The sequence below is a fragment of the Martinezella dioscoreae genome, from assembly GCF_009176305.1.
GTDB classification, from domain to species: domain Bacteria; phylum Pseudomonadota; class Alphaproteobacteria; order Rhizobiales; family Rhizobiaceae; genus Rhizobium; species Rhizobium dioscoreae.
In genome coordinates, this window is the sequence record NZ_BLAJ01000010.1 from 114,657 (window position 1) to 136,684 (window position 22,028).

Below are 22,028 nucleotides of genomic sequence, written 5' to 3' on the forward strand. Positions count from 1 at the left end.
GCTGCGGCACTTTCATGCCGCAGCCTTGTTTCATTTCGCGAATCTGACTTAGTTGTCGCGCGTCTCCAGCGTTTTGCTGAAGAAGATGGCGACCAGCGTGCAGACGACGCCGGAGAGCAGATAGAGGCTGGTGTAGACGAGGCCGAACTGGCTGGAGAGGGCAAGCGCCACGAATGGCGCGAAGCCGGCACCGATCAGCCAGGAGAGATCCGACACCAGGGCCGAGCCGCTGTAACGATAGTTCTGGCTGAAGCGGGAAGCGCTGGCGCCCGCCGCCTGACCGAAGGAGAGGCCGAGCAGCGTGAAGCCGAGAACCACGTAGATGTGGCGGCCAGTCGCGCCGCCATCGAGCAGCCAGGGTGCCACGAAGGCGAAGCAGGCGATCAGCACCGCGCCGATGGCGAGCTGATTGCGGCGGCCAATCCGGTCGGCGAGCATACCGGAACAGATGATGGCGAGAATGCCGCAGATCGCGCCGAGGAACTCTACCAGCAGGAACGAACCGGGAGTCTGCTCGCTGTAAAGCGTCACCCAGCCGAGCGGGAAGACGGTCACGAGGTGGAAGGTCGCAAAGCTTGCCAGCGGCACGAAGGCGCCGATCAGGACATCGCGGCCATGCACGCGCAGCAGCTCCGTCATCTTCACGGGCTCAAGCTCATGACGCTCCAAGAGCGTGCCGAACTCCTCGGTGGCGACCAGGCGCAGACGGGCAAAGAGCGCGACGACGTTGACGGCGAAGGCGCAGAAGAAGGGATAGCGCCAGCCCCAATCCAGGAAGTCCGCCGTCGTGAGACTCGTGACGAAATAGGCAAACAGAGCGCTTGCCAGCATGAAACCGATCGGGGCGCCGAGCTGAGGGATCATCGCATACCAGCCACGATGGTTTGTCGGTGCGTTAAGCGCCAGGAGCGAAGCCAAGCCGTCCCATGCACCACCAAGTGCAAGGCCCTGACCGATGCGGAAAATGGCAAGCAGGATGATTGCGTAGACACCGACTTCCGAATAGCCGGGGAGGAAGCTCATCGCAGCCGTCGAGCCGCCAAGCAGGAACAGCGCGATCGTGAGTTTTACCCCGCGCCCGTAGCGCCGGTCGATCGCCATGAAGATGAACGAACCGATCGGGCGGGCGATGAAGGCCAGCGCGAAGACCAGGAAGGAAAGCATCGTGCCATGCAGCGGGTCGGCGAAGGGGAAGATGAGCTTCGGGAAGACCAGTACGGATGCAATGGCATAGACGAAGAAATCGAAGAATTCCGACGTGCGACCAATGATCACGCCGATGGCGATATTGCCGGGTGCGACCGAGCCCCCCGCATGCATGCTGCGGGCATCGCTCTCCAGAGTTGAAGATGTGGGGTTCAGTGATTCATGCGTTACGCTGACCATGCGCGGGAGCCTCCCTCTCCGAGCACGAATTCCTCCACGAATTCGCGCGTAATGAAAATGTCGATCAAACGTGCGAACATATCAAGTATCCAGCATGAAATAATTCGCAAATTAGCAATCGGTCGAGCCATTATCTGCCTTTGGCGCCGCGTTCCGGACGAAGAAAAACCGCCGGTGATGGCCATTTGTTCCGATCCAGGTATATTAGCGCCGGCAAAAGCGAACTGCCTGATAGAAAACCTTCTGGATTTCTGAGGGTTTTCCCGATACGTGGGACAGCATTCCATACCGCAATGCACTCAAGCTTGCTGCGGTGCGACGAAACACCTCATATCGTTCATGACCGCCGTCCTTTAGTCGCGGTAGGGTCGAAACAAAAAGAGCTTTAAGACGTGCCAAGACTATCGAAGATTTTCAGCCGTTTATCCGTCATCCCTTTGTTTTTGCTGCTCTCAGGTTGCAATCTGGTGGTGATGGCTCCCTCCGGCGATATCGCTATGCAGCAGCGAGACCTCATCATCGTCTCGGTCGTGCTGATGCTGATCATCATCATCCCGGTGATCTTCCTGACGCTGCTCTTCGCCTGGAGATACCGCCAGTCGAACAACGAGGCGACCTACGAGCCGGAGTGGCATCATTCGACACGTCTGGAGCTGGTCATCTGGTCCGCTCCGCTTGCCATCATCATCGCGCTCGGCGCGGTGACCTGGATCAGCACCCATCAGCTCGACCCCTACCGCCCGCTCGATCGCATCGCCGCCGACAAGCCGCTTAGCGCCGACGTCAAGCCGCTGACGGTGGAAGTGGTCGCGCTCGACTGGAAATGGCTCTTCTTCTATCCGGAATACGGCATCGCCACCGTCAACGAGATGGCGGCTCCCGTCGACCGCCCGATCAACTTCAAGATCACAGCCTCCTCGGTGATGAACTCCTTCTTCATCCCGGCGCTGGCAGGCCAGATCTACGCCATGCCGGGCATGGAGACGAAGCTCCACGCCGTCATCAATCATCCCGGCGAATTCCAGGGCCTGTCGGCCAACTATAGCGGCGCCGGCTTCTCGAACATGCGCTTCAAGTTCCACGGTTTGGATCAGGCCGGTTTCGACCAGTGGGTCCAGAAGGCAAAGAGCCAGGGCACGGCGCTCGGCCGCCAGGAGTACCTGGCGCTTGCCAAGCCCAGCGAACGCGAGCCGGTGCGCTACTTCAACGCCGTCGACGATGGTCTCTACAACGCCATCCTCAACATGTGCGCCGATCCGAGCAAGATGTGCATGAGCGAGATGATGCATATCGACGCCAAGGGCGGCGGCGGCAAGGAAAGCCACGAAAATCGCGAGCGCCTGATCTATGACAATCGCGACGGTGCCTCGGCCGAAGTTACGCCGGTCAAGGCCGACGGCAGCGCCAGCCACACCATGCAGCATGGCGACAACTCCATGCAGGGCATGGATATGGGCAACGGCTCTTCTTCCGATTCGTCGACCGGTTCGGCGCAGCATCAGGGTCATTGATCCGGTGCGCTCAATAACAAGACATTCATAAGGGACAGAGGCAATCCATGTTTTCCAACCCGGACCTCTATAAATTCATCTTCGGTCGGCTGACGCTCGACTCGATCCCGTATCACGAGCCGATCCTCGTCGTGACCTTCATCGGCGTCGCCATCGGCGGCATCGCCGTCCTCGGCCTGCTGACCTATTTCCGCCTCTGGGGCTACCTCTGGAAGGAATGGTTCACCAGCATCGACCACAAGAAGATCGGCATCATGTATGTCGTGCTGGCGCTGATCATGCTGCTGCGCGGTTTCTCCGACGCGCTGCTGATGCGCCTGCAGCAGGCGATCGCCTTCAACGGATCCGAAGGTTATCTGCCGCCGCATCACTACGACCAGATCTTCACGGCGCATGGCGTCATCATGATCTTCTTCGTGGCGATGCCCTTCGTCACCGGCCTGATGAACCTCGTGGTGCCGCTGCAGATCGGCGCCCGCGACGTTTCCTTCCCGTTCCTCAACAACTTCTCGTTCTGGATGACGACGGCGGGCGCGATTGTCATCATGATTTCGCTCTTCATCGGCGAATTCGCGAAAACCGGCTGGCTGGCTTATCCGCCGCTTTCCGGCATCGTCTATAGTCCCGACGTCGGCGTCGATTATTACATCTGGGGCCTGCAGGTCGCGGGTATCGGAACGACGCTTTCGGGCATCAACCTGATCGCCACCATCGTCAAGATGCGCGCGCCGGGCATGACCTTCATGAAAATGCCCGTCTTCACCTGGACGTCGCTCTGCACCAACATCCTGATCGTTGCGTCCTTCCCGATCCTGACCGCCACGCTCGCTCTGCTGACCCTCGACCGCTACGCCGGCACGAACTTCTTCACGAACGACCTCGGCGGCAATCCGATGATGTATGTCAACCTCATCTGGATCTGGGGCCACCCGGAAGTCTACATCCTGATCCTGCCGGCCTTCGGCGTCTTCTCGGAAGTCGTCGCCACCTTCTGCGGCAAGCGCCTCTTCGGCTACGCCTCGATGGTTTACGCCACCTGCGTGATCATGATCCTCTCCTACCTCGTCTGGCTGCACCACTTCTTCACGATGGGCTCGGGCGCCAGCGTCAACTCCTTCTTCGGCATCACGACGATGATCATCTCGATCCCGACGGGTGCGAAGCTCTTCAACTGGCTGTTCACGATGTATCACGGCCGCATCCGCTACGAGCCGCCGATGCTGTGGACCGTCGGGTTCATGGTGACCTTCACCATCGGCGGCATGACCGGCGTCATGCTCGCCGTTCCGCCGGCCGACTTCGTGCTGCACAACTCGCTGTTCCTGATCGCCCACTTCCATAATGTGATCATCGGCGGCGTGCTCTTCGGCATGTTCGCGGGCGTCAACTACTGGTTCCCGAAGGCCTTCGGCTTCAAGCTGGATCCGTTCTGGGGCAAGATGAGCTTCTGGTTCTGGCAGATCGGCTTCTGGTTCGCCTTCATGCCGCTCTATATCCTCGGCCTGATGGGCGTCACCCGCCGTGTCAGCCAGTTCGACGATCCGTCGCTGCAGATCTGGTTCATCATCGCCGCTTTCGGCGCCGGTCTCATTGCCATCGGCATCGCCTGCTTCCTCATCCAGCTGGCCGTCAGCTTCATGAAGCGCGAAGAGCTTCGCGATCATACCGGCGATCCCTGGGGCGGCCGCACGCTGGAATGGTCCACCTCGTCGCCGCCGCCGGCCTACAACTTCGCCTTCACGCCGATCGTCTACGATCACGACGCGTGGTGGGACATGAAGAACCGCGGCTATGTCAGGCCGACCGAAGGCTTCATTCCGATCCACATGCCGAAGAACACCGGCACGGGCATCATCCTCGGCGTTCTCTCCATCGGCTTCGCATTCGGGATGATCTGGTACATGTGGTGGCTTGCCGCCATCACCTTCGTCGCGATGATCGTCATCACGATCGGCCATACCTTCAACTACAAGCGCGACTACCACATCCCCGCCGACGAGGTCGTTAAGACCGAGAACGAGCGTACGAAACAGCTCGCAGGACAGGTGTAAGACTTATGACGACCCCAACCGCACACGCTCCCAAGGATGGCGAAACACCCGCCTTCTACATGACGGAAGAGCATCATCCGGAAGGCAGCACCATGCTGGGCTTCTGGATCTACATCATGAGCGACTGCCTGATCTTCGCAGTCCTCTTCGCCACCTTCGCCGTGCTCGGCCACAGCTATGCGGCCGGCCCGTCGCCGGCCGACCTCTTCGAGCTGCCGCTCGTCGCCCTCAACACGGCGATGCTGCTCTTCTCCTCCATCACCTATGGCTTCGCCATGCTGGCAATGGAGAAGAATAACAAGTCGGGCACGCTGATGTGGCTGACGATTACGGGCATCTTCGGCGCCCTCTTCATCTTCTTCGAACTCTATGAGTTCTATCACCTGATCCTCGACGGTGCCGGCCCGCAGCGCAGTGCCTTCCTGTCCGCCTTCTTCACGCTGGTCGGCACGCACGGTCTGCACGTCACCACCGGTATCGTCTGGCTGATCACGCTGATGGTGCAGGTCGGCCGCTATGGATTGATCCCGGAAAACAAGCGCCGCCTGATGTGCCTTTCGATGTTCTGGCACTTCCTGGACGTCGTCTGGATCGGCGTGTTTTCTCTCGTCTACCTCATGGGAGTTCTCGGATGAGCTCGAACGCTAACCATTCGCATCATTCCGGCGACGCCCACGGCCACGATCACCATGGCGGCCACGAGGCGGCGCACGGCACCTTCAAGAGCTACATGACGGGGTTTATCCTCTCCGTCATCCTGACCGCCATTCCCTTCTGGCTGGTCATGGCCAAGGTCATCCCCGATCCGGCCGTCACCGGAGCGATCGTCATGATCCTCGGTGCGATCCAGATCGTCGTGCACATGATCTACTTCCTGCACATGAACACCCGCTCAGAAGGCGGCTGGAACATGATGGCGCTGATCTTTACGATCGTGATCGTCATCATCGCGCTGTCCGGCTCGCTCTGGGTCATGCATCACCTCAACGCGAACATGATGCCCATGTCGCCCGAGATGATGCGCAACATGCCGTAAATTCGAACGGCGGGCCTTCAGGCGAAGGCCCGCCCTCTTCCGGCGTGAAATCCGCCGGGTGCTGCGCGTTGCATGCTTGAAATGCCGAAAGCCGCAGCCAAATCTTCCCGACCGCGCATGATCTTCAGCGAAGAGAATTGAACCTCCCGAAATCATGCGGCAGCGCCTCCCCGGAGATCAGCGCCATGACCGATATTTCCTCGAACACCTCTCAGGGCAAGCCGCGCACGACGCTGACCCTGGTCATCTGGGTGTCGCTGCTTCTGCTTCTGACGGCCCTCCTCATCGGTCTCGGCACCTGGCAAGTGAAGCGGCTGCATTGGAAGCTGGATCTGATCGCCCGGGTCGATGCACGCGTGCATGCTCCGGCGGTTCCGGCTCCCAGCACCGCAGAGTGGGCGGACGTCACGGCCGAAAACTCCGAATACAAGCATGTCCAGGCAAGCGGCACTTTCCTCAATGACAAGCAAGTGCAGGTCTATGCCTCGACCGCTCTCGGCGCAGGCTATTGGGTGCTGACGCCGCTAAAGCTTGCAGATGGCACGATCATCATCGTCAACCGTGGCTTCGTGCCAACCGAGAAGCGCAATCCGGCGACGCGCGCCGAAGGCGAGATTTCCGGTGAGACCACCGTTACCGGCCTATTGCGTATCAGCGAGCCCAAAGGCACGCTGCTGCGTTCAAACGTGCCGGCGGAGGAGCGCTGGTATTCGCGCGACGTGGCAGCCATCGCCGAGGCCCGGGGGCTGCAGAACGTGGCGCCCTACTTCATCGATGCCGACGATGCGAAAAATCCCGGCGGATTGCCCGTGGGCGGGCTGACGCAGATCACCTTCCACAACAGCCATCTCGTCTATGCCATCACCTGGTACGGACTGGCCGCCATGACATTAGGGCTGGCAGTCTATCTCGTCTATTTCGAGCGGCAGCGGGCAAAAGTGGCTCGTTGATCGCCACCCTTTGCTTTCACGTAATTTCCGACGCGAAACCGCGCTTTTGCTGAAACTACTCTAAGGTCTGTGGAGATTCATCGTGAATTAAGGGCGGCTGCGGCGAGATGGGTGATAGCACCATTAATGCCGTGTGGATGGGAATGTTATGATCGAAGTTGGATTCGGCGATGGTTTGAACAAAAGATGAAGGTGCTGAAGCAGCAGTCTTGAGTTAGCGCTCCTCACGATAGATAGTGTCAAGTAATAGCCTGGAAATATTCAAAATAATGGATTGGTTCCCTATAGTCTTCATTACGTTCAAAGTTCTCGTGTTGGGCACGGGCATGTTCTTCGCCATCAAATGGCATCATGATCAAGGAAAGAAGAAATAACGAAACCAGCGAATCGTAAGCGCCTGCCGAACACAGCTTGTCACTGCCGCTACGTACCGGATCGGTTGGTTGCAGACAATACGACGCCATCTTCGCCCATTGGGTGTCAGTCAGAATAAGCGGTCCATCAAAGGCTTGAATCACATCAAGCCAATGTGAATCCCACAGACCTTAGATCGATATCTTCGGGAAGCGAAGCTGCCAGCGCCGGCCGTCGCTCGTCATTTCGACAATCCCGAACGGCTCGACATCAACAGCCCAGAATGCCGCAGGCGGCGCCTGCAAGGCCTGCAGAACGGCAGAGCGAATGACGCTCGCATGGGTGATGATGACGATATGGCCGGCATCCTCGATATGATTTCCCATCCATTCGCTGACACGTTTCATGACCGACAAGAGGGCTTCGCCGCCATGCGGCGCGACCGACGTGTCCGTCATCCAGAGCGCGAGGGACTCCGCATCCCTTTCATGCAGTTCGGCTAGTGATTGCCCCCGCCAGTCGCCATAATCGCATTCGCGCAAGGCGACATCCGGGATAGCGTCGAGACCGAGGACCGCGGCGGTCTGGCGCGCGCGCAGAGCCGGGCTCGCCCAGACCCGATCGATCGCCCCCAGCCTGAAGGATAAGGATTGAGCCTGCTGAGCCGCCTTCGCCTCCAAGGGTTCGTCATCCGGAAAGCAGCCATTCCGATTGGCTTGCGTTGCCCCATGGCAAATCCAGCTCAAACGCGTTTTCATGAAACTTCCTCTATTCCATCCCCCGGTGCGCTCTTGTCGCGATTTAGCATCGCAGTGGCGCTTGATTGACAATTATATTTGCAGATAGCTATAAACTTGCACTTGCGGGTGTGGAAGCCGGTGGAATCCCGGCGCGGTCGCGCCACTGTAATCGAAGACGGACGAGTTCCGCCCTCCGAGAGCCAGACCCTTCCCGCAAGAACCCTTCCGCAAATGGAACGCGCTTTTCTTAAAGAGGGAAATACAATGTCCGACACCACTTTCGCCCCAACCGCAGTTCCACAGCCGATTCCGCTCGGCCAAATCCTGCCCTGGGCTATTTTTGCCGGCCTGCTGATGCTGCTTGCGATCTATTTCATCGGCGCAGAAGAAGGCGCGACCTCGCTCTTCTCGGGCATGTATGTGCACGAATTCGTGCATGATGCCCGCCACCTGCTCGGCTTCCCCTGCCACTAAGGGGTCAAGCACATGGTTGGACGTCTTTTGCTCCGCGGCATGATCGTCGGGGCCTTGACCGGTATTTTCGTTTTTGCTTTTGCCCACATCTTCGGCGAACCGCTGGTCGACTGGGCCATCGGGTTTGAAGAAAAGGCCGCGCAGGCGGCCGGCGAAGCTCCTGAACCAGAGATTGTCAGCCGCGCTACGCAGGCGGGCATCGGCCTCTTCACCGGCAGCGTGATCTTTTCCACCGCAATCGGCGGATTGTTCGCGCTGGTTTTCTCCTTCATCTACGGCCGCATCAGCCCCTTGGGTGCGCGCGGCACGGCAGCGCTGCTCGCGCTCGCCGCTTTCGTGACGATTTCGCTCGTGCCCGATCTCAAGTATCCGGCAAACCCACCGGCCGTCGGCAATCCCGATACGATCGGCGCGAGAACGGAACTGTTCTTCATCATGATCGTTGCCTCCGTCGTCGGCATGATCGTCGCGGTGGGCTTCGGTCGCAGGCTGGCAGCGCGATATGGTTCCTGGAACGGTGCGATCATTGCCGGCATTGGCTACATCGTCTTCATCGCGCTGATCCAATATCTGCTTCCCCCCATCAACGAAGTGCCCGAGCAATTTTCCGCCGTCGTGCTCTGGCGCTTCCGCGTCACCTCGCTCGGCATGCACGCCATTCTCTGGACGACGCTCGGCCTTGCCTTCGGAGCCTGGGCGGAACGTCAGTTGCCGCAGACACGTTACGGCAATGCGGCCCTACGCCGGGTTTAGTGTGGTAAATAGATCGCATCCCGCGCATGGCAACATGCGCGGGAGACGCCTGTATCCAGGTGGCGTCCTGTTTGCAATCTTCTGTCTCATCGTTGCAGGTTGGCCAGTTTCGGTTGCCGCACATGGCAGCGGCTCCTCCGGCAGCCAGGCCGGCATTCCGATTCCCAGTCTCACCCATGGCGAGATGGCTGTGATCTCTCCCTATTACGGGCGGATCATTTCGCTTGCCGAGAGCATATCGGATACCGACGAAACCTTCCGCCGTCTCCTGAACTTCGCGCAGATCCAGGGTGCCTATTGCCTATGGGGCGTGATGCCAGGCAGCGTCAGCGACGAGGAAAGCCCTTTCAACGAATGTTCGCACGCCTATCTTGCGGCTGCAAAAGCAGTGCTGCTGCAGATGCGTGCCATGAAAGTGGAAAAGGAACCGGTCGACGACCTCGTCTCCGATATCGATCTGGCACTCGTGCGCAACAACCTCTCGCTCATCCTGTGCAAATTCAGCGGCGAGAATTTCAATACGGCCGATCTCATCCGGCCGAAGCTTGCCGATATCGCGCTTCATGCGAAAAGCCTTGCTGCGATCTTATCGGCCAGCCTGTTCGTACTTGCAGGGCTATGGCTAGGCGCGCGCGCATTGCGGCCGCAAGCTCAATCTTAGGAACCGCTGCGCACTGTTCCTCGAGCTGGCCTTAACAAAACACCGCCGCGAAGTGCGGCGGTGTTTCTGATCTTACCAGTAACGCGGGCGATCGCGCCAACGGTCATCGCGCCAGCCATCGCGATGATGGCGATGGCCGTGCCAACCCCATGGCGGCGGCGGTGGCGGCCTGTAGTAACCCCAGCGCCGGGGCGGCGGACCCCAGCGATTGGGGCGGCATTCGCCCCAGCGCGTCAGGTGCCAGCCACGACCGCAGGCATAGTCAACTTTCACGATCGGCGCTGAGGCCGCTGTCCCAACGGCTGGGATAGGCATTGCCTCTGCCGAAGATACAACCAGGCTGCCAAACAAGGCAGCGATGGCAATCACGGACGATCTCATTTTGATGGCCCTCTATCCAAGTCCCTTACATGCGGGATTTAACCCCTTGAGGTATGAACGCCGGCTGAACCGAAAAAGGCCATTTGACGGCGAAATCAAGATCAGACCAAACGCCTGACCGCAGCCCAGAAAGCGTCCTGTTGCCGGTATTTGCGGCCAGCCGCAACCTACTCGCGCGTCACGAGAGTTTCATGAAGGAGGCTTACACCAACGATATCAATTGCCATAAAGGAGTTTGGGATGGTCGACCTCGCTTCAAACACTTCGGAGGGTGGCAATGCCAACCATCCAATTCACGGCGCCGGTAGTTCGGCAAAATGGTTTCTGCCGATCTTCGGTGTCGTCGTGCTGGCCGGCCTTGCCTATGTCGGCTATGCCCTTGGCAGCGACCTCGCCGAAGCTGCCGCCGTTCCGTGGATCCTGCTCGGCCTGGCGCTGCTGATCGCGCTCGGCTTCGAATTCGTCAACGGCTTCCACGATACTGCCAACGCCGTCGCCACTGTCATCTATACGCGCTCGCTGCCGGCGGAATTCGCCGTCATCTGGTCGGGCTTCTTCAACTTCCTCGGTGTTCTCACTTCGTCGGGCGCCGTCGCCTTCGGCATCCTGGCGCTGCTGCCGGTCGAACTCATCCTGCAAGTCGGCTCCGGCTCCGGTCTCGCCATGGTCTTCGCCCTATTGACCGCCGCCATCATCTGGAACCTCGGCACCTGGTATCTCGGCCTGCCGGCCTCGAGCTCGCATACGCTCGTCGGCTCGATCATCGGGGTCGGCCTCGCCAACCAGTTCCTGGCACCCGCCGGCTCCGCCACCAGCGGTGTCGACTGGTCGCAGGCAAGCAGCGTCGGCATGTCGCTGCTCCTGTCGCCGATCATCGGCTTTGCCGCAGCTGCAATATTGCTGCTGGTCGCCAAGGTGCTGATCCGCAATAAGGAGCTTTATGAAGCGCCGAAGGGCAATACGCCGCCGCCTATCTGGATCCGCGGCCTGCTGATCTTCACCTGCACCGGCGTCAGCTTCGCTCACGGCTCGAACGACGGGCAGAAGGGCATGGGCCTCATCATGCTTATCCTCATCGGCCTGGTGCCGACGGCTTTTGCGCTGAACCGCACACCCGATGTCAACTATCTCGAGGCTTACAAGGCTGCCTCAACGCAGGTCGAGACCGTGCTTGGCAAGTATGTGAAGCCCGGCGTTGCCGCTCCGGCCGATCCGAAGGCTGCGGTCAGCGATGCTGTCAAGAGCAAGATCTGGTCGGATGCGACCACGCCGGCACTTCAGGCCTACATTCACGCCACCAGCGCCGAGATCGCCGCTTATCCGAGCGTCGAGAAGCTGCCGAACGGCCTCGTCAGCAACGTTCGTAACGACATCTACCTGATCGGTGAATCGCTGAAGCTGATCGACAAGCAAAAGCTGCTGCCGATGAGCGCCGACGACCTGAAGGCCGTTACGAACTATCACGCCGCCGTCGATCACGCGACCAAGTTCATTCCGCTCTGGGTGAAGGTCGCCGTGGCACTGGCACTCGGCCTCGGCACGATGGTTGGCTGGAAGCGCATCGTCGTCACCGTCGGCGAAAAGATCGGCAAGACGCATCTGACTTACGGCCAGGGTGCTGCCGCCGAAGTCGTCGCCATGCTGACGATCGGTGCTGCCGACCATCTCGGCCTGCCGGTCTCGACCACGCACGTCCTGTCCTCCGGCGTCGCCGGCACCATGGCCGCCAACGGTTCCGGCCTGCAATGGTCGACCGTTCGCAACATGCTGATGGCCTGGATCCTGACGCTGCCAGCTTCGATCGCGCTTGCCTTCGTGCTGTTCGTCGTGCTGCGCCAGGTCTTCTAATCGTCGCGATAAAGGCGTCGAACATTTTCGATAAGACTATGGCGCCCCTGACGGGGCGTCATTTCATTTGCAGCATTCCGCCGGCAGACGCGGCACTGCGGCCGGCATCGCAAAACGCATCGAAAGCGTTCGCGAGATCCGCCTGCATTCCCACGGAGCATCGAAGCCGAGCCGTCAGGAGCGCATGAGGCGCCTGTTTGCGGATTGCTTCAGCCGACGCCTTCCCTCTTGTTGCCGTTCGCACCGAGGCCGGAAATCTTGGCAAGTTCCGAGCGACGGTTGGCGTAATTCTGCGCGACCATCGGATAGTTGGGAGCAAGTCCCCATTTCTGTCTGTATTCCTCGGGCGTCATGCCATAATGCACGCGCAAATGGCGCTTCAGGGTCTTGAAGCGTTTGCCGTCTTCGAGGCAGACGATGTAGTCATTTGTTACCGATTTCTTCAAATCCACCGCCGGCACCAGGTTGCTTCGATCGACGATCGAAGCCGACCCATCCAACGTTTGCAGCGCTTCGTGAATATCCTTGATAAGCCTGGGGAGGCTGTGAACAGGGATGGCATTATGGCTGACATAGGCCGAAACGATCTTCACGCAGCCATCGAACAAAGCAGGCGTCTTCTGGGGGGCGGGGTCTTTTCTTTCGCTGAAAGAATCCATGATCTTTTCCCGGATCTCATTTGGTTCCTCGTGCGCCGCCCCGCTCGAATTGCATCATGCGCGATACCCGCAGCCGGGCAGCGCGCCGTTTCGATTTGCGCCCTGTTCCAGGGGCGCGATCCCGGTTTGGTAACCGGGGTACAATGCGACCGCATGAAATGCGTGCGCAATCACAGCCGGTAGCTTTTCGCTCCGTATCCCATATCCGCAGCGGTCTGCGGCAGTTCGCCGGCGGAGTCCGAGAAGTAGACCGCCAGCTTGTTGCAAAGAGTGACGAGCGGCATGCCGAGCATGAACGCCGTATGAGTGGGATCTCCGCCGCAATGCTGCAGCGTCTGGAGAATAAGCTTGCGCTCGACATCCTCCATCGTCTGGCCAACGAGGCTGCTGACGGCGGTATCGACCGCTCCCTGCAGCAAACGGCCATCGCCAAGATGGAGGGTGATCTCCTCGATCAATCGATTTTCGCTCGCAGTCACGATAACGACATCATCAGCATGACCGCCGAGCTCGCACAGGACGTAGAGCCCGGTCTCGGCATCTATGCTGACGCGGCCAATCGCTTCTGCCGCCTGATCGCAGATAAGGACATGCGGCTCGGTTCCGCCGACGAATGTGGCGACCAGCTCGCCGCTCCCGGAAAAGACGATGCGAAGCCGACTCAAAAAAGCGCGCAGCAATGTCTTTGTCTTGAGCTCGCTCGCAGCCCGGGCAGCCGAGATCTGATAGGCCGATGTGAAAGCCGGCTGCTTCATCATGACCTCACCTGCAAGGCCCTGATGGCAGTCTTCGGCGAAAGACCGGCGGACATACGCCACGCATAAGGTTTGGAGATCGCGGTCATATTCGGCGGGAAAATCATTCCACCCCCCGCAAGACGGCTTTCCGCTTATAGCGCCGGAGCTGGGCCAAGGAAACCGGCTTCGACAGCAGGAAGCCCTGTACATGCGTTGCGCCCGCTTCCCGCGCCACATCGAGTTGGGAGCTGGTTTCGATACCCTCGACGACGACAAAGGGAGCAAAGCAGGCGGCAAAACCGACGAGATGGGAGAGGCTGTCGCTTCCGTCGCGCCCTTGCCTGTTATCCCACACGAAGGCTGCATCGATCTTGACGATATCGGCAGGCACCTGCAACAGCGATGCCGGCGTGGCGAAACCCGACCCGAAATCGTCAATGGCGATACGACAGCCGAGGTCACGGATCATCTTCATGCGTTCGATGGATGCGCCAACCACGGGATAACTTTCGGTGACCTCGATGATGAGGCGCGAAGCAAGCTCCGGGCGGCGGCTGATTCGGCCGAATACATCGGCGAACCGATCGCGGCGCGACAGGCTGGTGGCGGAAAGATTGAAACCGAGAACCAGCGCCTCATCCGCAGTCAGATCGGACAGCACCATATCCAGAATGCGCAGATCGAGATCGAACCAGCGATCCTGCCGCTCGAGCAGCGAGACGAAGGTGCCGGCCGTGTGCACGGTGCCGTCCGAGTCCGTTACGCGCGCCAGGCTTTCCGCGTAGAATACCTTGCCGACATTTCCGGCATCATGAATCCATTGCGCCGCAAAACCCAGGCCACCTTCGGCGATCGCCTTCAAGATCAGGGCTCCATGCCCCTCCTCCTCGCGGCTTGCACTACCGTTCATCGGATTTCCCTTTCGGGGCGACGCGGCGATCGAGGAACATCCAGGAGCAGGAAACAGCGGATGATGAACGGCGCGTCTCGCTCCGAAACATCGGATTCCTGTGTGTATAATCCGCCTCTTCCATCTTCCAGACACCCTCAAACCTCAATCATTGAGGCCCCCTTCATCGAGCTGGAAATATTGCGCCGAAGACCATAGTCAACCCGGCACGGATATGCCTACGAGATAGTTATTTAATAATTGCTAATACACTAATTAACTAGCGCTGCAAAAGTCAATCTCCGCGCAGCTTCTCCCGCACAACTAAACTAAAATATTAATGCTCTTCAACAATTATTCAGCACTTGCCGTCTGGGACCACCAGCCACTTTGCCGCGCCGCCTGCAGGGCCAAATCCAGAGGCGGCAGATCCTGGTGCCACAACCTTTCCCACTCCAGACTCATGATGCCGGCATAACCATCGGCATCGAGCGCTGACCGCAGTGCCGCCATCGGGAACTCGCCGGTACCGGGCAACACGTAACTGTAGGGCAGTCTCGGCCCCGGCACGGAAACGCTGTCCTTGATGTGGAGATGGTGCGTGTTGCGCCGAACCTGCTTCCAGGTTTCGACGGGATCTTGCCCGCCCTTGCGCCAAGTATGATGCGTATCCCAGATAAGAGCGCAATCGGGCGCTATTTCAAGGAAGCGTGGAATAGCGTCCGGCAATGCAAGAAAATCATGTGTCTCGACGACCATAGCGGCATGAAAGCCTTCACGCTCCGCAGTCTCACGCCACCATTGCAGCGTCGCCAGCGCCTCGGCCAGCTCGCCCTTGTCGGCGGTTTCGCCGCCGTCGAAAACCCGGAGCGAACGAACGCCGACGGCCTCCGCCCATGGAAGATAGCGCAGGAACTCCTCCTTCGCCTGCGCTGTCGCGCCGACAAGACGCAGCGAAGTATTGAAGGCGCAGACGCTAACGGGAGAGGCCTGCAGCACTTTGGCCAAGCCGGCCGGAGAACCGAACCTTTCGGTGAAATAGGCAACCAGATCGACAGTGCCGCCAAGGGCGCGGATTTCGATGGCGCCGATGCCATGATTAGCGGCCAATCCGAGGGCCTCGCTCAATTCGAATTCCGCACATCCCAGTGTGGAAAATGCCGACACCGTCCGCGACCTGTCACTATCAACTGTGATCACCAGAGCCTCCTCCGCCCGGTTTGCACCCGCTCAAAGCGCGGATGGGTACACCCCACCCATCCGCGGTCTGCGGCTCGACATAAGTAACCAAACGGATAATTAAGGAGCTGGCTTCGGCCGTCAAGCACCGATCGCAATCCACCCCGTGGGACAGCTCATCAACGATCAAAGGCGCGGCGAGGGATATTCACAATAAGCAAGCCGGATATCCATCACCAGACGATCGGATGCGTTTCTCCGGTTGCGACATTGACGAAACCTTCCGGCGCCCTTTCGGAGGGCGCGACCAGAACCCAGCGCCAGGGCGCGCAGGTGAGCGTCGCGAAGGAAAGCCGCTCGGGAAAGCCCGGCCACCAGCGTGGCGAGAAGGTTGGCTCATACATCCAATCGATCTCGGCGCCGGCCTTATACAGCGCCTGCATCTCCGCATCCAGCTCTTCGGCGGAGCGCGCCGTCATCAGTCCGCCGACTTCATAGCGGACGCGGGCGACGACCTTACCGCCCGAGACCAGCACCCAGCCGCCCTGCTGCTCCTTAAGCGCATTGGCAACCATGGCCATGGCCTCATCGGAGGAGCCGACCACCCAGATATTGTGCTTATCGTGGCCGAGCGTGGCGCCGAGCGCGGTATCCGGCGTGCGCGGACCAGTGCCCAGCCAGAACATGCGGGCGACCTTGGCCTCGCCGGAAAAGCGGTCGACAATGGCGAATTTCGTGATGTTGCGATCGTGATCGCGCTCAACGGCGCCATCACGAACAGGCAGATCCATGGTGATGAAATCATCGGCCCAGTGGAAGGGACGCAGCAATGCAGCCTTGGCCGTGGCCGCATCCGATGGGGCAGCAATGCGAAAATCTTCCGCCATGACGGTCCGGTCGATGCGGACCGTCTGCGTTGCCCATGCCGGCCAGTTGATCTCCGGACGAACGCCGACGAAGGCCTTGCCTTCGGATACCGGCTTGCCATCGGCCCAGACCCTGGCGATCGACAGCGTCTTCACATCGTCCAGCAGCACGATATCGGCAAAACGGCCTGGCGCGATCGAGCCGACCCATGGTGTCAGCCGCATGTGACGGGCAGGATTGATCGTCACGCATTGAATGGCAATTTCCGGCGACAGCCCATTCTCAATTGCCAGCCGGACATTATAGTCTGTCGCGCCGATCTTCAGCGTGTCGCTGGCGCTACGATCGTCAGTGACGAAGGCGATCTGCGACCAGTCGGACAATCCTTTCTCGATCAACCCCTTGATCACCTCGGGCAGGGAATGCGGCCTGAGCTCGATGAAGAGGCCATGCGTCAGCTTCTCCCAGATCTCGTCGAGAAACCAGCCCTCGTGATCGGAAGCGAGTCCGGCGCCGGCAAAAGCATTGATGGACGGCAGATCGCGCAGGCCCGCGCCATGACCCTCGACCACGCCGCGCTGTTCGAAGGTGGCCCGGATCATGCCCCAAAGGCGATCGTAAGCCGGATTCTCGGGATTGCTGACCGAGGGCCAATCCATGACCTCATCGAGGCCGGCCACCATCAGACTTTTGTTCAAAAAGGATTTCTGCTCGTCATAGCCGAAGTGACCGCCGCCCCATTCGTAAGCCGTCGGCGGCACGGCCGATCCCGGCAGAGGAAATATCTTCATCGGCGAGCCGCGGCGGCGCGCTTCCAGCCAGAATTCCAGATTGCGGGCGCCGTTCACATTGGAAAACTCATGGCTCGCCTCGCAGGTCCAGGTCACGCCATGCGGCATGACCAGAGCCGCTTCCCATTCCGGCGTCAGATGCGAGCTTTCGATATGCTTGTGCGCTTCCCCGAAACCGGGAACAGCTGCGAGATGCGGCTCGTGCACACGCTCGCTCACCTCACCCTGATAACTGCCGGCCGGACCGACATAGGCGATCCGCCGGCCTTTGACGACGATTTCCTGGTCGTCCAGCCAGCTGCGGCTATGCACATCCAAAAGCCTGCCGACACGCAGCAAGCGATCCGCCGGACGGCGGCCGAGCGCGGTCAGCGTCAGATCCTGACGGATCAGCACTTCGTCCGCCGCATTGATGAGCAGATCGTCCGGAAGGGTCGTTTTCGGGGATGTCATGGGACGCATGCCTAAGGGATATTCGGTCGATTGAGGGTAGAGATGACCGATCCGCGTGTAAAGTTGCCTGACCTACCGGCGGAGCAATCATATGTGAAATGAAGGCATTGCTGCGCTACCCCTTCTCCCCGAAAGGGACTTGCGGATATTGAAGATTTGCAATGGCTGGACGTCGCAGCGTAGCGCAACATATTCATCCCACCAAAGGCAAAAACCGCCATCCTGCCCATTTGTTGGGCTTGTAAAGCCGGTGCTCGAAAAATAGTATCCTGCAAGCTTGAAACATATGCCCGATTTCATTGACCAAAAGGATTTCGAGAATGAACGGCCTCACCCTTGCCCGTGTCGCGGGATTTGCTTTCCTAGCCGCGGCAACCGCCATGCCGGCCTTCGCTCAGGCAAAGACGCTGACCATTTCCTGGTGGGGTTATAATGGCGAGAAGATGCAGGCCAACATCATCGAGCCCTTCAAGAAGATCTGCGGCTGCGATGTCGTTTTCGAAACCGGCAACAATGCCGACCGCCTCAACAAGCTGAAGCTGCGCGGGGGTAAGGGCGTCGACGTCATCTATCTCACAGACAGCTATTCGCAGCTCGGCATCCAGCAGGGCCTCTTCCAGGAAGTCGACCGCAGCAAGCTCCCCAACCTTGCCGATCTCTACGATATCGCCAAGGCACCGCAAGGCAATTACGGCCCCGCCTACACGATCGGCCGCATCGGTATCGTCTATGATACAGCGAAGGTGAACCCACCGGTTTCCTCCTGGAACGATCTGTGGCGCGACGACCTGAAGGGCGCCGTTTCGTTGCCGGGTATCACCACGACGGGAGGGCCGCTGACGGTGCTCCAAGCCGGCAAGCATGCCGGCGTCGATCCCTATGCCGATGCCGACAAGGCCTTCGAAGCCATCGAGGCGCTGAAGCCGAACGTCGTCAAGAACTACAATACCGGCTCCGAACTGGTGAACCTGATCTCGACGGGTGAGGCCAAGGTGGCGATCACGCAGGATTTTGTTCTGTCATCCCTACGATCGGCCGTTCCGACGATGGCCTGGGCCGATCTGAAGGAGGGCGATATCGCTGTCCTCAACACGGTCAATATTCCAAAGGGCTCGGAAAACGTCGAGCTCGCGCACCAGTTCATCAACTTCATCCTGTCGAAGGACGTGCAGCAAGCGGAAGCCGAACAGGGCGTCGATGCGCCGGTCTCGACCAAGGTGGTGCTGCCGCCGGAAAAGGCCAAGCTCTGGACCTACGGCGCCGAAATGATCGCCAAGCTCAGCCGCATCGACTATCAGAAGCTGATCGAGGCGCAACCGGACTGGGTCGATCGCTGGAACGAGATCTTCGGCATGTAACAGGGCATGCCGCATAGTCTGCGGCGTTCTCACGGAATGTAGTTGATGAAGCATTTGATGAAATGGGGATTGGCGACGCCGGCCATTCTGGCCGTAACGCTCTTCCTGCTCGTTCCCGTCGTCATTACGATTGCGGCGACCTTCGGCGAACCCAAGGGGATTTTCTCCCCCTATGTCGCCTTCTTTTCCAGCGGCTTTCGCCGCACGGTGCTGTTCAGGACGATCGAGATTGCTCTCATTACGACGGCAATCTCGCTGTTTATCGGCTTCATCGCCGCTTATGTGATCGCGCAGATGCCAGGCCGCGCCAAAAGCGTGATGATCATCGCCGCCGTCTTTCCGCTGCTGACCGGCGTCGTCGTGCGCTCCTTCGCGTGGCTGATCATTCTCGGCAAGAACGGCATTCTCAACACCATCCTCATGTCGATCGGCGTCATCAGCGAGCCGCTCTCGATGCTCTACACGGAGGGCTCTGTCATTGTCGCGATGGTCTATCTCTTCGTGCCCTTGATGATCCTGACGCTCGTCGGCGTGCTTGAGGGCATACCGCAGGATCTCATCCAGGCGGCGACATCGCTCGGTGCCACGCCGGCCGCAACCTTCCGACAGGTCATCCTGCCGCTTGCCACGCCAGGCCTGATCGTCGGCGCGGTGCTAGTGTTCACCGGCAGCTTCACCTCCTACGCCACGCCGCAGCTGCTTGGCGGCGAAAAGCAGATGATGATGGGCACCTTCCTCTATCAGCGCGCCATGGTCACCTTCGACTGGGTCGGCGCCTCGACGATCGCCGCCACCATGGTGGTGGTCACGATCGGCATTGTCGCGATCATGAGCCGGCTCGCGCGACGGCTGAACCCGATGGCGGTGTGATCATGACAAGAACGGTCCATCCCGCGCTCATCGCTTTCACCGCCCTCGTCTTCCTCTTCCTGCTGGCGCCGCTCGTCATCATCATCGGTGCCGCCTTCAGCGACACAACCTATCTCACCTTCCCGCCGCAGGGCCTGACGTTGCACTGGTTCTCGAATATCTTTCAGATCGAGGCCTTCCGCACGACGGCGATCACCAGCCTGGAGCTCGCCTTCCTCGGAACTGCACTGTCGCTGCTGATCGGCATTCCCGCCGCCTACGCCATCAGCCGTTACAGGGTCGAGTTGCCGCGCTGGCTTTCGACGCTCTTCGTCCTGCCGATCCTCGTTCCGGAAATCGTCTTCGGCTTCTCACTGATGAAATCGATCACGATCGGGCTTGGGCTGCCGATCTTCCCGAGCCTCTTGATCGGTCATGCGCTGCTGGTGCTGCCCTATTCGGTGCGCGTCGTCAGCGCCAGTCTCGCGAGCTTCGATTTCTCGATCGAGGAAGCGGCGATCAGCCTCGGCTGCCCACCCCTGAAGACCTTCCTGACAGTGGTGCTGCCGAATATCCGCGCCGGCGTCATTGCCGCCTTCATCCTCGCCTTCATCACCTCGATCAATGATGTCTCGGTCTCGGTCTTCCTGACAGGCCCGGGCATCTCCACCCTTCCGATCCAGATCCTCGCCCATATGGAGCAGTTCTTCGATCCGACCATCGCGTCGGTTTCCGTGCTGCTGATGCTCGTCACCGTCGCCGTCATGGCGATCGTCGAAGCTACCCTGGGCCTCACCTTCCTGACAAAGTAGCCGCCCGTGACCGTATCGCTCTCCATTAATTCCATCAGCGCCCATTACGGCAAGACGGCCGTCCTGCAGGATCTTTCGCTGTCCGTCGCCGCCGGCGAACTTGTCTCGCTGCTCGGCTCCAGCGGCTGCGGCAAGACGACAACCTTGCGACTGGTCGCCGGCTTCCTGCAGCCGACCAGCGGCACGATCAAACTCGGCGACCGCGACCTGACAACACTGCCGGCGCATGCCAGAGATATTGGCTTGGTGTTCCAGAACTACGCGCTGTTTCCGCATCTGACGGTACTCGAAAACGTCGCCTTCGGCTTGAAGCAGCGCCGCACGCCGACTCAGGAACGCCGGCAAAAGGCAGCCGCCATGCTGGAGCGTGTCGGCCTTTCCGGCCTCGGCGATCGCCTGCCCGGCGCACTCTCCGGCGGCCAAAAGCAGCGCGTCGCGCTCGCCCGCGCTCTCGTCATCGAGCCGCCGCTTCTGATGTTCGATGAACCGCTATCCAATCTTGATGCTAAACTCAGGGTCGATATGCGCGTCGAGATACGCCAGTTGCAGCGCGCCAATGGCACGACCTCGCTTTACGTGACCCACGATCAGGAGGAAGCCTTCTCAATCTCGGATCGCGTCGCCATTATGAATGCCGGCCGTATCATGCAGCTCGATACACCCGAAACCCTCTACCGCAAGCCCGCCAACAGCTTCGTCGCCCGCTTCGTCGGCTTCGAAAACCTGCTGCCGCTGCAAGTCGTCGGGCGGGCGGGCGCAGTGGTGACAGCCGAGGCTGCGGGCGGCGCAAGGATCACTCTGTCGCAAGACGATTTCGGGCCGATCCCGAACAGTTTTGTCCTCGGCTGCCGCGCGGACGGGCTTTCGGTTCGACGCGAAGGCAGCGGCCTGCCGGCGATTCTGGGAACACGCACCTATCTCGGCCGTGCCTATCAATACCAATGCGAAACAGCGGCCGGTGCTATCGTCGCCAATGGCGCCTTGTCGGAGCCGATGGCTGCCGGAGATGCCGTCGTGCTTGTACCTGTGCCTGAGCAATGCTGCATTCTTCAGCCGGAGCAATAGAATTCAGGCTTCGATCTCTTTTTGTGAGCTATGATTGCAATCGCCATCGGCGGGTAGCCTCTGCGCCATTGATATTGTGGCCATTGGAAGGTGGTACTGCGAGGACTTCAGGCCTTGGTTCCGTGTTGCATTGTTTGGCTTGTTGCGAGGGCTTGCTGTTGGTTTGGAGGCATGAGGCGTTGGCAAGACGCACAAAGCCGGCGTTAGGCGGGCCTTTGAGGGGT

Annotated in this window: 22 protein-coding genes; 13 read left to right on the forward strand and 9 right to left on the reverse strand. The window is 59.8% G+C overall.

Translation table 11 applies throughout. From position 1 onward, the window contains the following. Positions 1-48 precede the first annotated feature (48 nt). Positions 49-1,386, reverse strand: coding sequence for an MFS transporter (locus GDN47_RS26905; RefSeq protein WP_095433551.1), 1,338 nt, complete (start codon positions 1,384-1,386; stop codon positions 49-51). Positions 1,387-1,778: 392 nt separating this feature from the next. On the opposite strand from GDN47_RS26905, the gene cyoA reads away from it, so the two are divergent. The 5 genes from cyoA to GDN47_RS26930 all read left to right on the forward strand — a co-directional run bounded on the left by cyoA (position 1,779) and on the right by GDN47_RS26930 (position 6,934). Beyond that, a complete protein-coding gene (gene cyoA / locus GDN47_RS26910) occupies positions 1,779-2,897 on the forward strand; it encodes a ubiquinol oxidase subunit II (RefSeq protein WP_113352072.1) in 1,119 nt (372 codons plus the stop codon). 47 nt (positions 2,898-2,944) lie between these two features. Next, positions 2,945-4,948 (forward strand): cytochrome o ubiquinol oxidase subunit I, encoded by a 2,004-nt coding sequence (gene cyoB, locus GDN47_RS26915; RefSeq protein WP_152094648.1) that lies wholly within the window; start codon positions 2,945-2,947, stop codon positions 4,946-4,948. Positions 4,949-4,953: 5 nt separating this feature from the next. Next, entirely contained in the window at positions 4,954-5,583 is a 630-nt protein-coding gene (gene cyoC, locus GDN47_RS26920; protein WP_152094649.1) for a cytochrome o ubiquinol oxidase subunit III, read from the forward strand. Then, on the forward strand, positions 5,580-5,984 hold the full coding sequence (gene cyoD, locus GDN47_RS26925) for a cytochrome o ubiquinol oxidase subunit IV (RefSeq protein ID WP_092714481.1): 405 nt from the start codon (positions 5,580-5,582) through the stop codon (positions 5,982-5,984). The genes cyoC and cyoD overlap by 4 nt, the downstream gene beginning before the upstream one ends. Positions 5,985-6,169: 185 nt before the next feature. Further along, positions 6,170-6,934 carry an SURF1 family protein gene (locus GDN47_RS26930; protein ID WP_113352073.1) on the forward strand — a complete coding sequence of 255 codons (765 nt, stop codon included), beginning with the start codon at positions 6,170-6,172 and terminating at the stop codon, positions 6,932-6,934. A gap of 239 nt (positions 6,935-7,173) precedes the next feature. On the opposite strand, the gene GDN47_RS32145 is transcribed toward GDN47_RS26930, so the two are convergent. Together GDN47_RS32145 and GDN47_RS26935 are read right to left on the reverse strand one after the other, a co-directional pair. Continuing rightward, positions 7,174-7,452, reverse strand: a complete 279-nt coding sequence (locus GDN47_RS32145) for a hypothetical protein (RefSeq protein WP_156090774.1) — start codon at positions 7,450-7,452, stop codon at positions 7,174-7,176. A gap of 27 nt (positions 7,453-7,479) precedes the next feature. Continuing rightward, positions 7,480-8,046, reverse strand: a complete 567-nt coding sequence (locus GDN47_RS26935) for a histidine phosphatase family protein (protein ID WP_113352074.1) — start codon at positions 8,044-8,046, stop codon at positions 7,480-7,482. Between the two features lie 246 nt (positions 8,047-8,292). Between GDN47_RS26935 and GDN47_RS26940 the strand changes: the two genes are divergently transcribed. The 3 genes from GDN47_RS26940 to GDN47_RS26950 are packed head-to-tail and all read left to right on the forward strand — an operon-like array spanning position 8,293 to position 9,916. Next, positions 8,293-8,502, forward strand: a complete 210-nt coding sequence (locus tag GDN47_RS26940) for a CbtB domain-containing protein (RefSeq protein ID WP_113352075.1) — start codon at positions 8,293-8,295, stop codon at positions 8,500-8,502. Positions 8,503-8,514: 12 nt separating this feature from the next. After that, positions 8,515-9,255: a CbtA family protein gene (locus tag GDN47_RS26945; protein ID WP_113395918.1), complete on the forward strand. Its 741-nt coding sequence runs from the start codon at positions 8,515-8,517 to the stop codon at positions 9,253-9,255. 34 nt (positions 9,256-9,289) lie between these two features. After that, positions 9,290-9,916 carry a hypothetical protein gene (locus GDN47_RS26950; protein ID WP_152094650.1) on the forward strand — a complete coding sequence of 209 codons (627 nt, stop codon included), beginning with the start codon at positions 9,290-9,292 and terminating at the stop codon, positions 9,914-9,916. 72 nt (positions 9,917-9,988) lie between these two features. On the opposite strand, the gene GDN47_RS26955 is transcribed toward GDN47_RS26950, so the two are convergent. Further along, positions 9,989-10,297, reverse strand: a complete 309-nt coding sequence (locus tag GDN47_RS26955) for a GCG_CRPN prefix-to-repeats domain-containing protein (protein WP_095433542.1) — start codon at positions 10,295-10,297, stop codon at positions 9,989-9,991. 240 nt (positions 10,298-10,537) lie between these two features. On the opposite strand from GDN47_RS26955, the gene GDN47_RS26960 reads away from it, so the two are divergent. Continuing rightward, positions 10,538-12,145: an inorganic phosphate transporter gene (locus GDN47_RS26960; protein ID WP_113352078.1), complete on the forward strand. Its 1,608-nt coding sequence runs from the start codon at positions 10,538-10,540 to the stop codon at positions 12,143-12,145. 209 nt (positions 12,146-12,354) lie between these two features. On the opposite strand, the gene GDN47_RS26965 is transcribed toward GDN47_RS26960, so the two are convergent. The 5 genes from GDN47_RS26965 to GDN47_RS26985 all read right to left on the reverse strand — a co-directional run bounded on the left by GDN47_RS26965 (position 12,355) and on the right by GDN47_RS26985 (position 17,720). After that, positions 12,355-12,804 carry a Ros/MucR family transcriptional regulator gene (locus GDN47_RS26965; protein WP_113333561.1) on the reverse strand — a complete coding sequence of 150 codons (450 nt, stop codon included), beginning with the start codon at positions 12,802-12,804 and terminating at the stop codon, positions 12,355-12,357. Between the two features lie 170 nt (positions 12,805-12,974). Further along, positions 12,975-13,562 (reverse strand): helix-turn-helix domain-containing protein, encoded by a 588-nt coding sequence (locus tag GDN47_RS26970; protein WP_173002580.1) that lies wholly within the window; start codon positions 13,560-13,562, stop codon positions 12,975-12,977. A 100-nt stretch (positions 13,563-13,662) separates the two neighbouring features. After that, positions 13,663-14,451 (reverse strand): EAL domain-containing protein, encoded by a 789-nt coding sequence (locus tag GDN47_RS26975; RefSeq protein ID WP_113333559.1) that lies wholly within the window; start codon positions 14,449-14,451, stop codon positions 13,663-13,665. Positions 14,452-14,784: 333 nt separating this feature from the next. Further along, on the reverse strand, positions 14,785-15,630 hold the full coding sequence (locus GDN47_RS26980; protein ID WP_152094651.1) for a sugar phosphate isomerase/epimerase family protein: 846 nt from the start codon (positions 15,628-15,630) through the stop codon (positions 14,785-14,787). A gap of 212 nt (positions 15,631-15,842) precedes the next feature. Continuing rightward, entirely contained in the window at positions 15,843-17,720 is a 1,878-nt protein-coding gene (locus GDN47_RS26985) for an adenine deaminase (protein WP_173002581.1), read from the reverse strand. 320 nt (positions 17,721-18,040) lie between these two features. Here GDN47_RS26985 and GDN47_RS26990 point away from each other — a divergent pair, with 320 nt between their 5' ends. Genes GDN47_RS26990 through GDN47_RS27005 form a run of 4 tightly spaced genes read left to right on the forward strand, consistent with a single transcriptional unit; the run spans position 18,041 to position 21,804 of the window. After that, positions 18,041-19,078, forward strand: coding sequence for an ABC transporter substrate-binding protein (locus GDN47_RS26990; RefSeq protein WP_152094653.1), 1,038 nt, complete (start codon positions 18,041-18,043; stop codon positions 19,076-19,078). A gap of 45 nt (positions 19,079-19,123) precedes the next feature. Continuing rightward, entirely contained in the window at positions 19,124-19,948 is an 825-nt protein-coding gene (locus tag GDN47_RS26995) for an ABC transporter permease (RefSeq protein WP_152094654.1), read from the forward strand. Beyond that, positions 19,948-20,739 carry an ABC transporter permease gene (locus GDN47_RS27000; RefSeq protein ID WP_152094657.1) on the forward strand — a complete coding sequence of 264 codons (792 nt, stop codon included), beginning with the start codon at positions 19,948-19,950 and terminating at the stop codon, positions 20,737-20,739. The genes GDN47_RS26995 and GDN47_RS27000 overlap by 1 nt, the downstream gene beginning before the upstream one ends. A gap of 6 nt (positions 20,740-20,745) precedes the next feature. After that, positions 20,746-21,804, forward strand: coding sequence for an ABC transporter ATP-binding protein (locus GDN47_RS27005; protein WP_113390773.1), 1,059 nt, complete (start codon positions 20,746-20,748; stop codon positions 21,802-21,804). Positions 21,805-22,028: the final 224 nt, after the last annotated feature.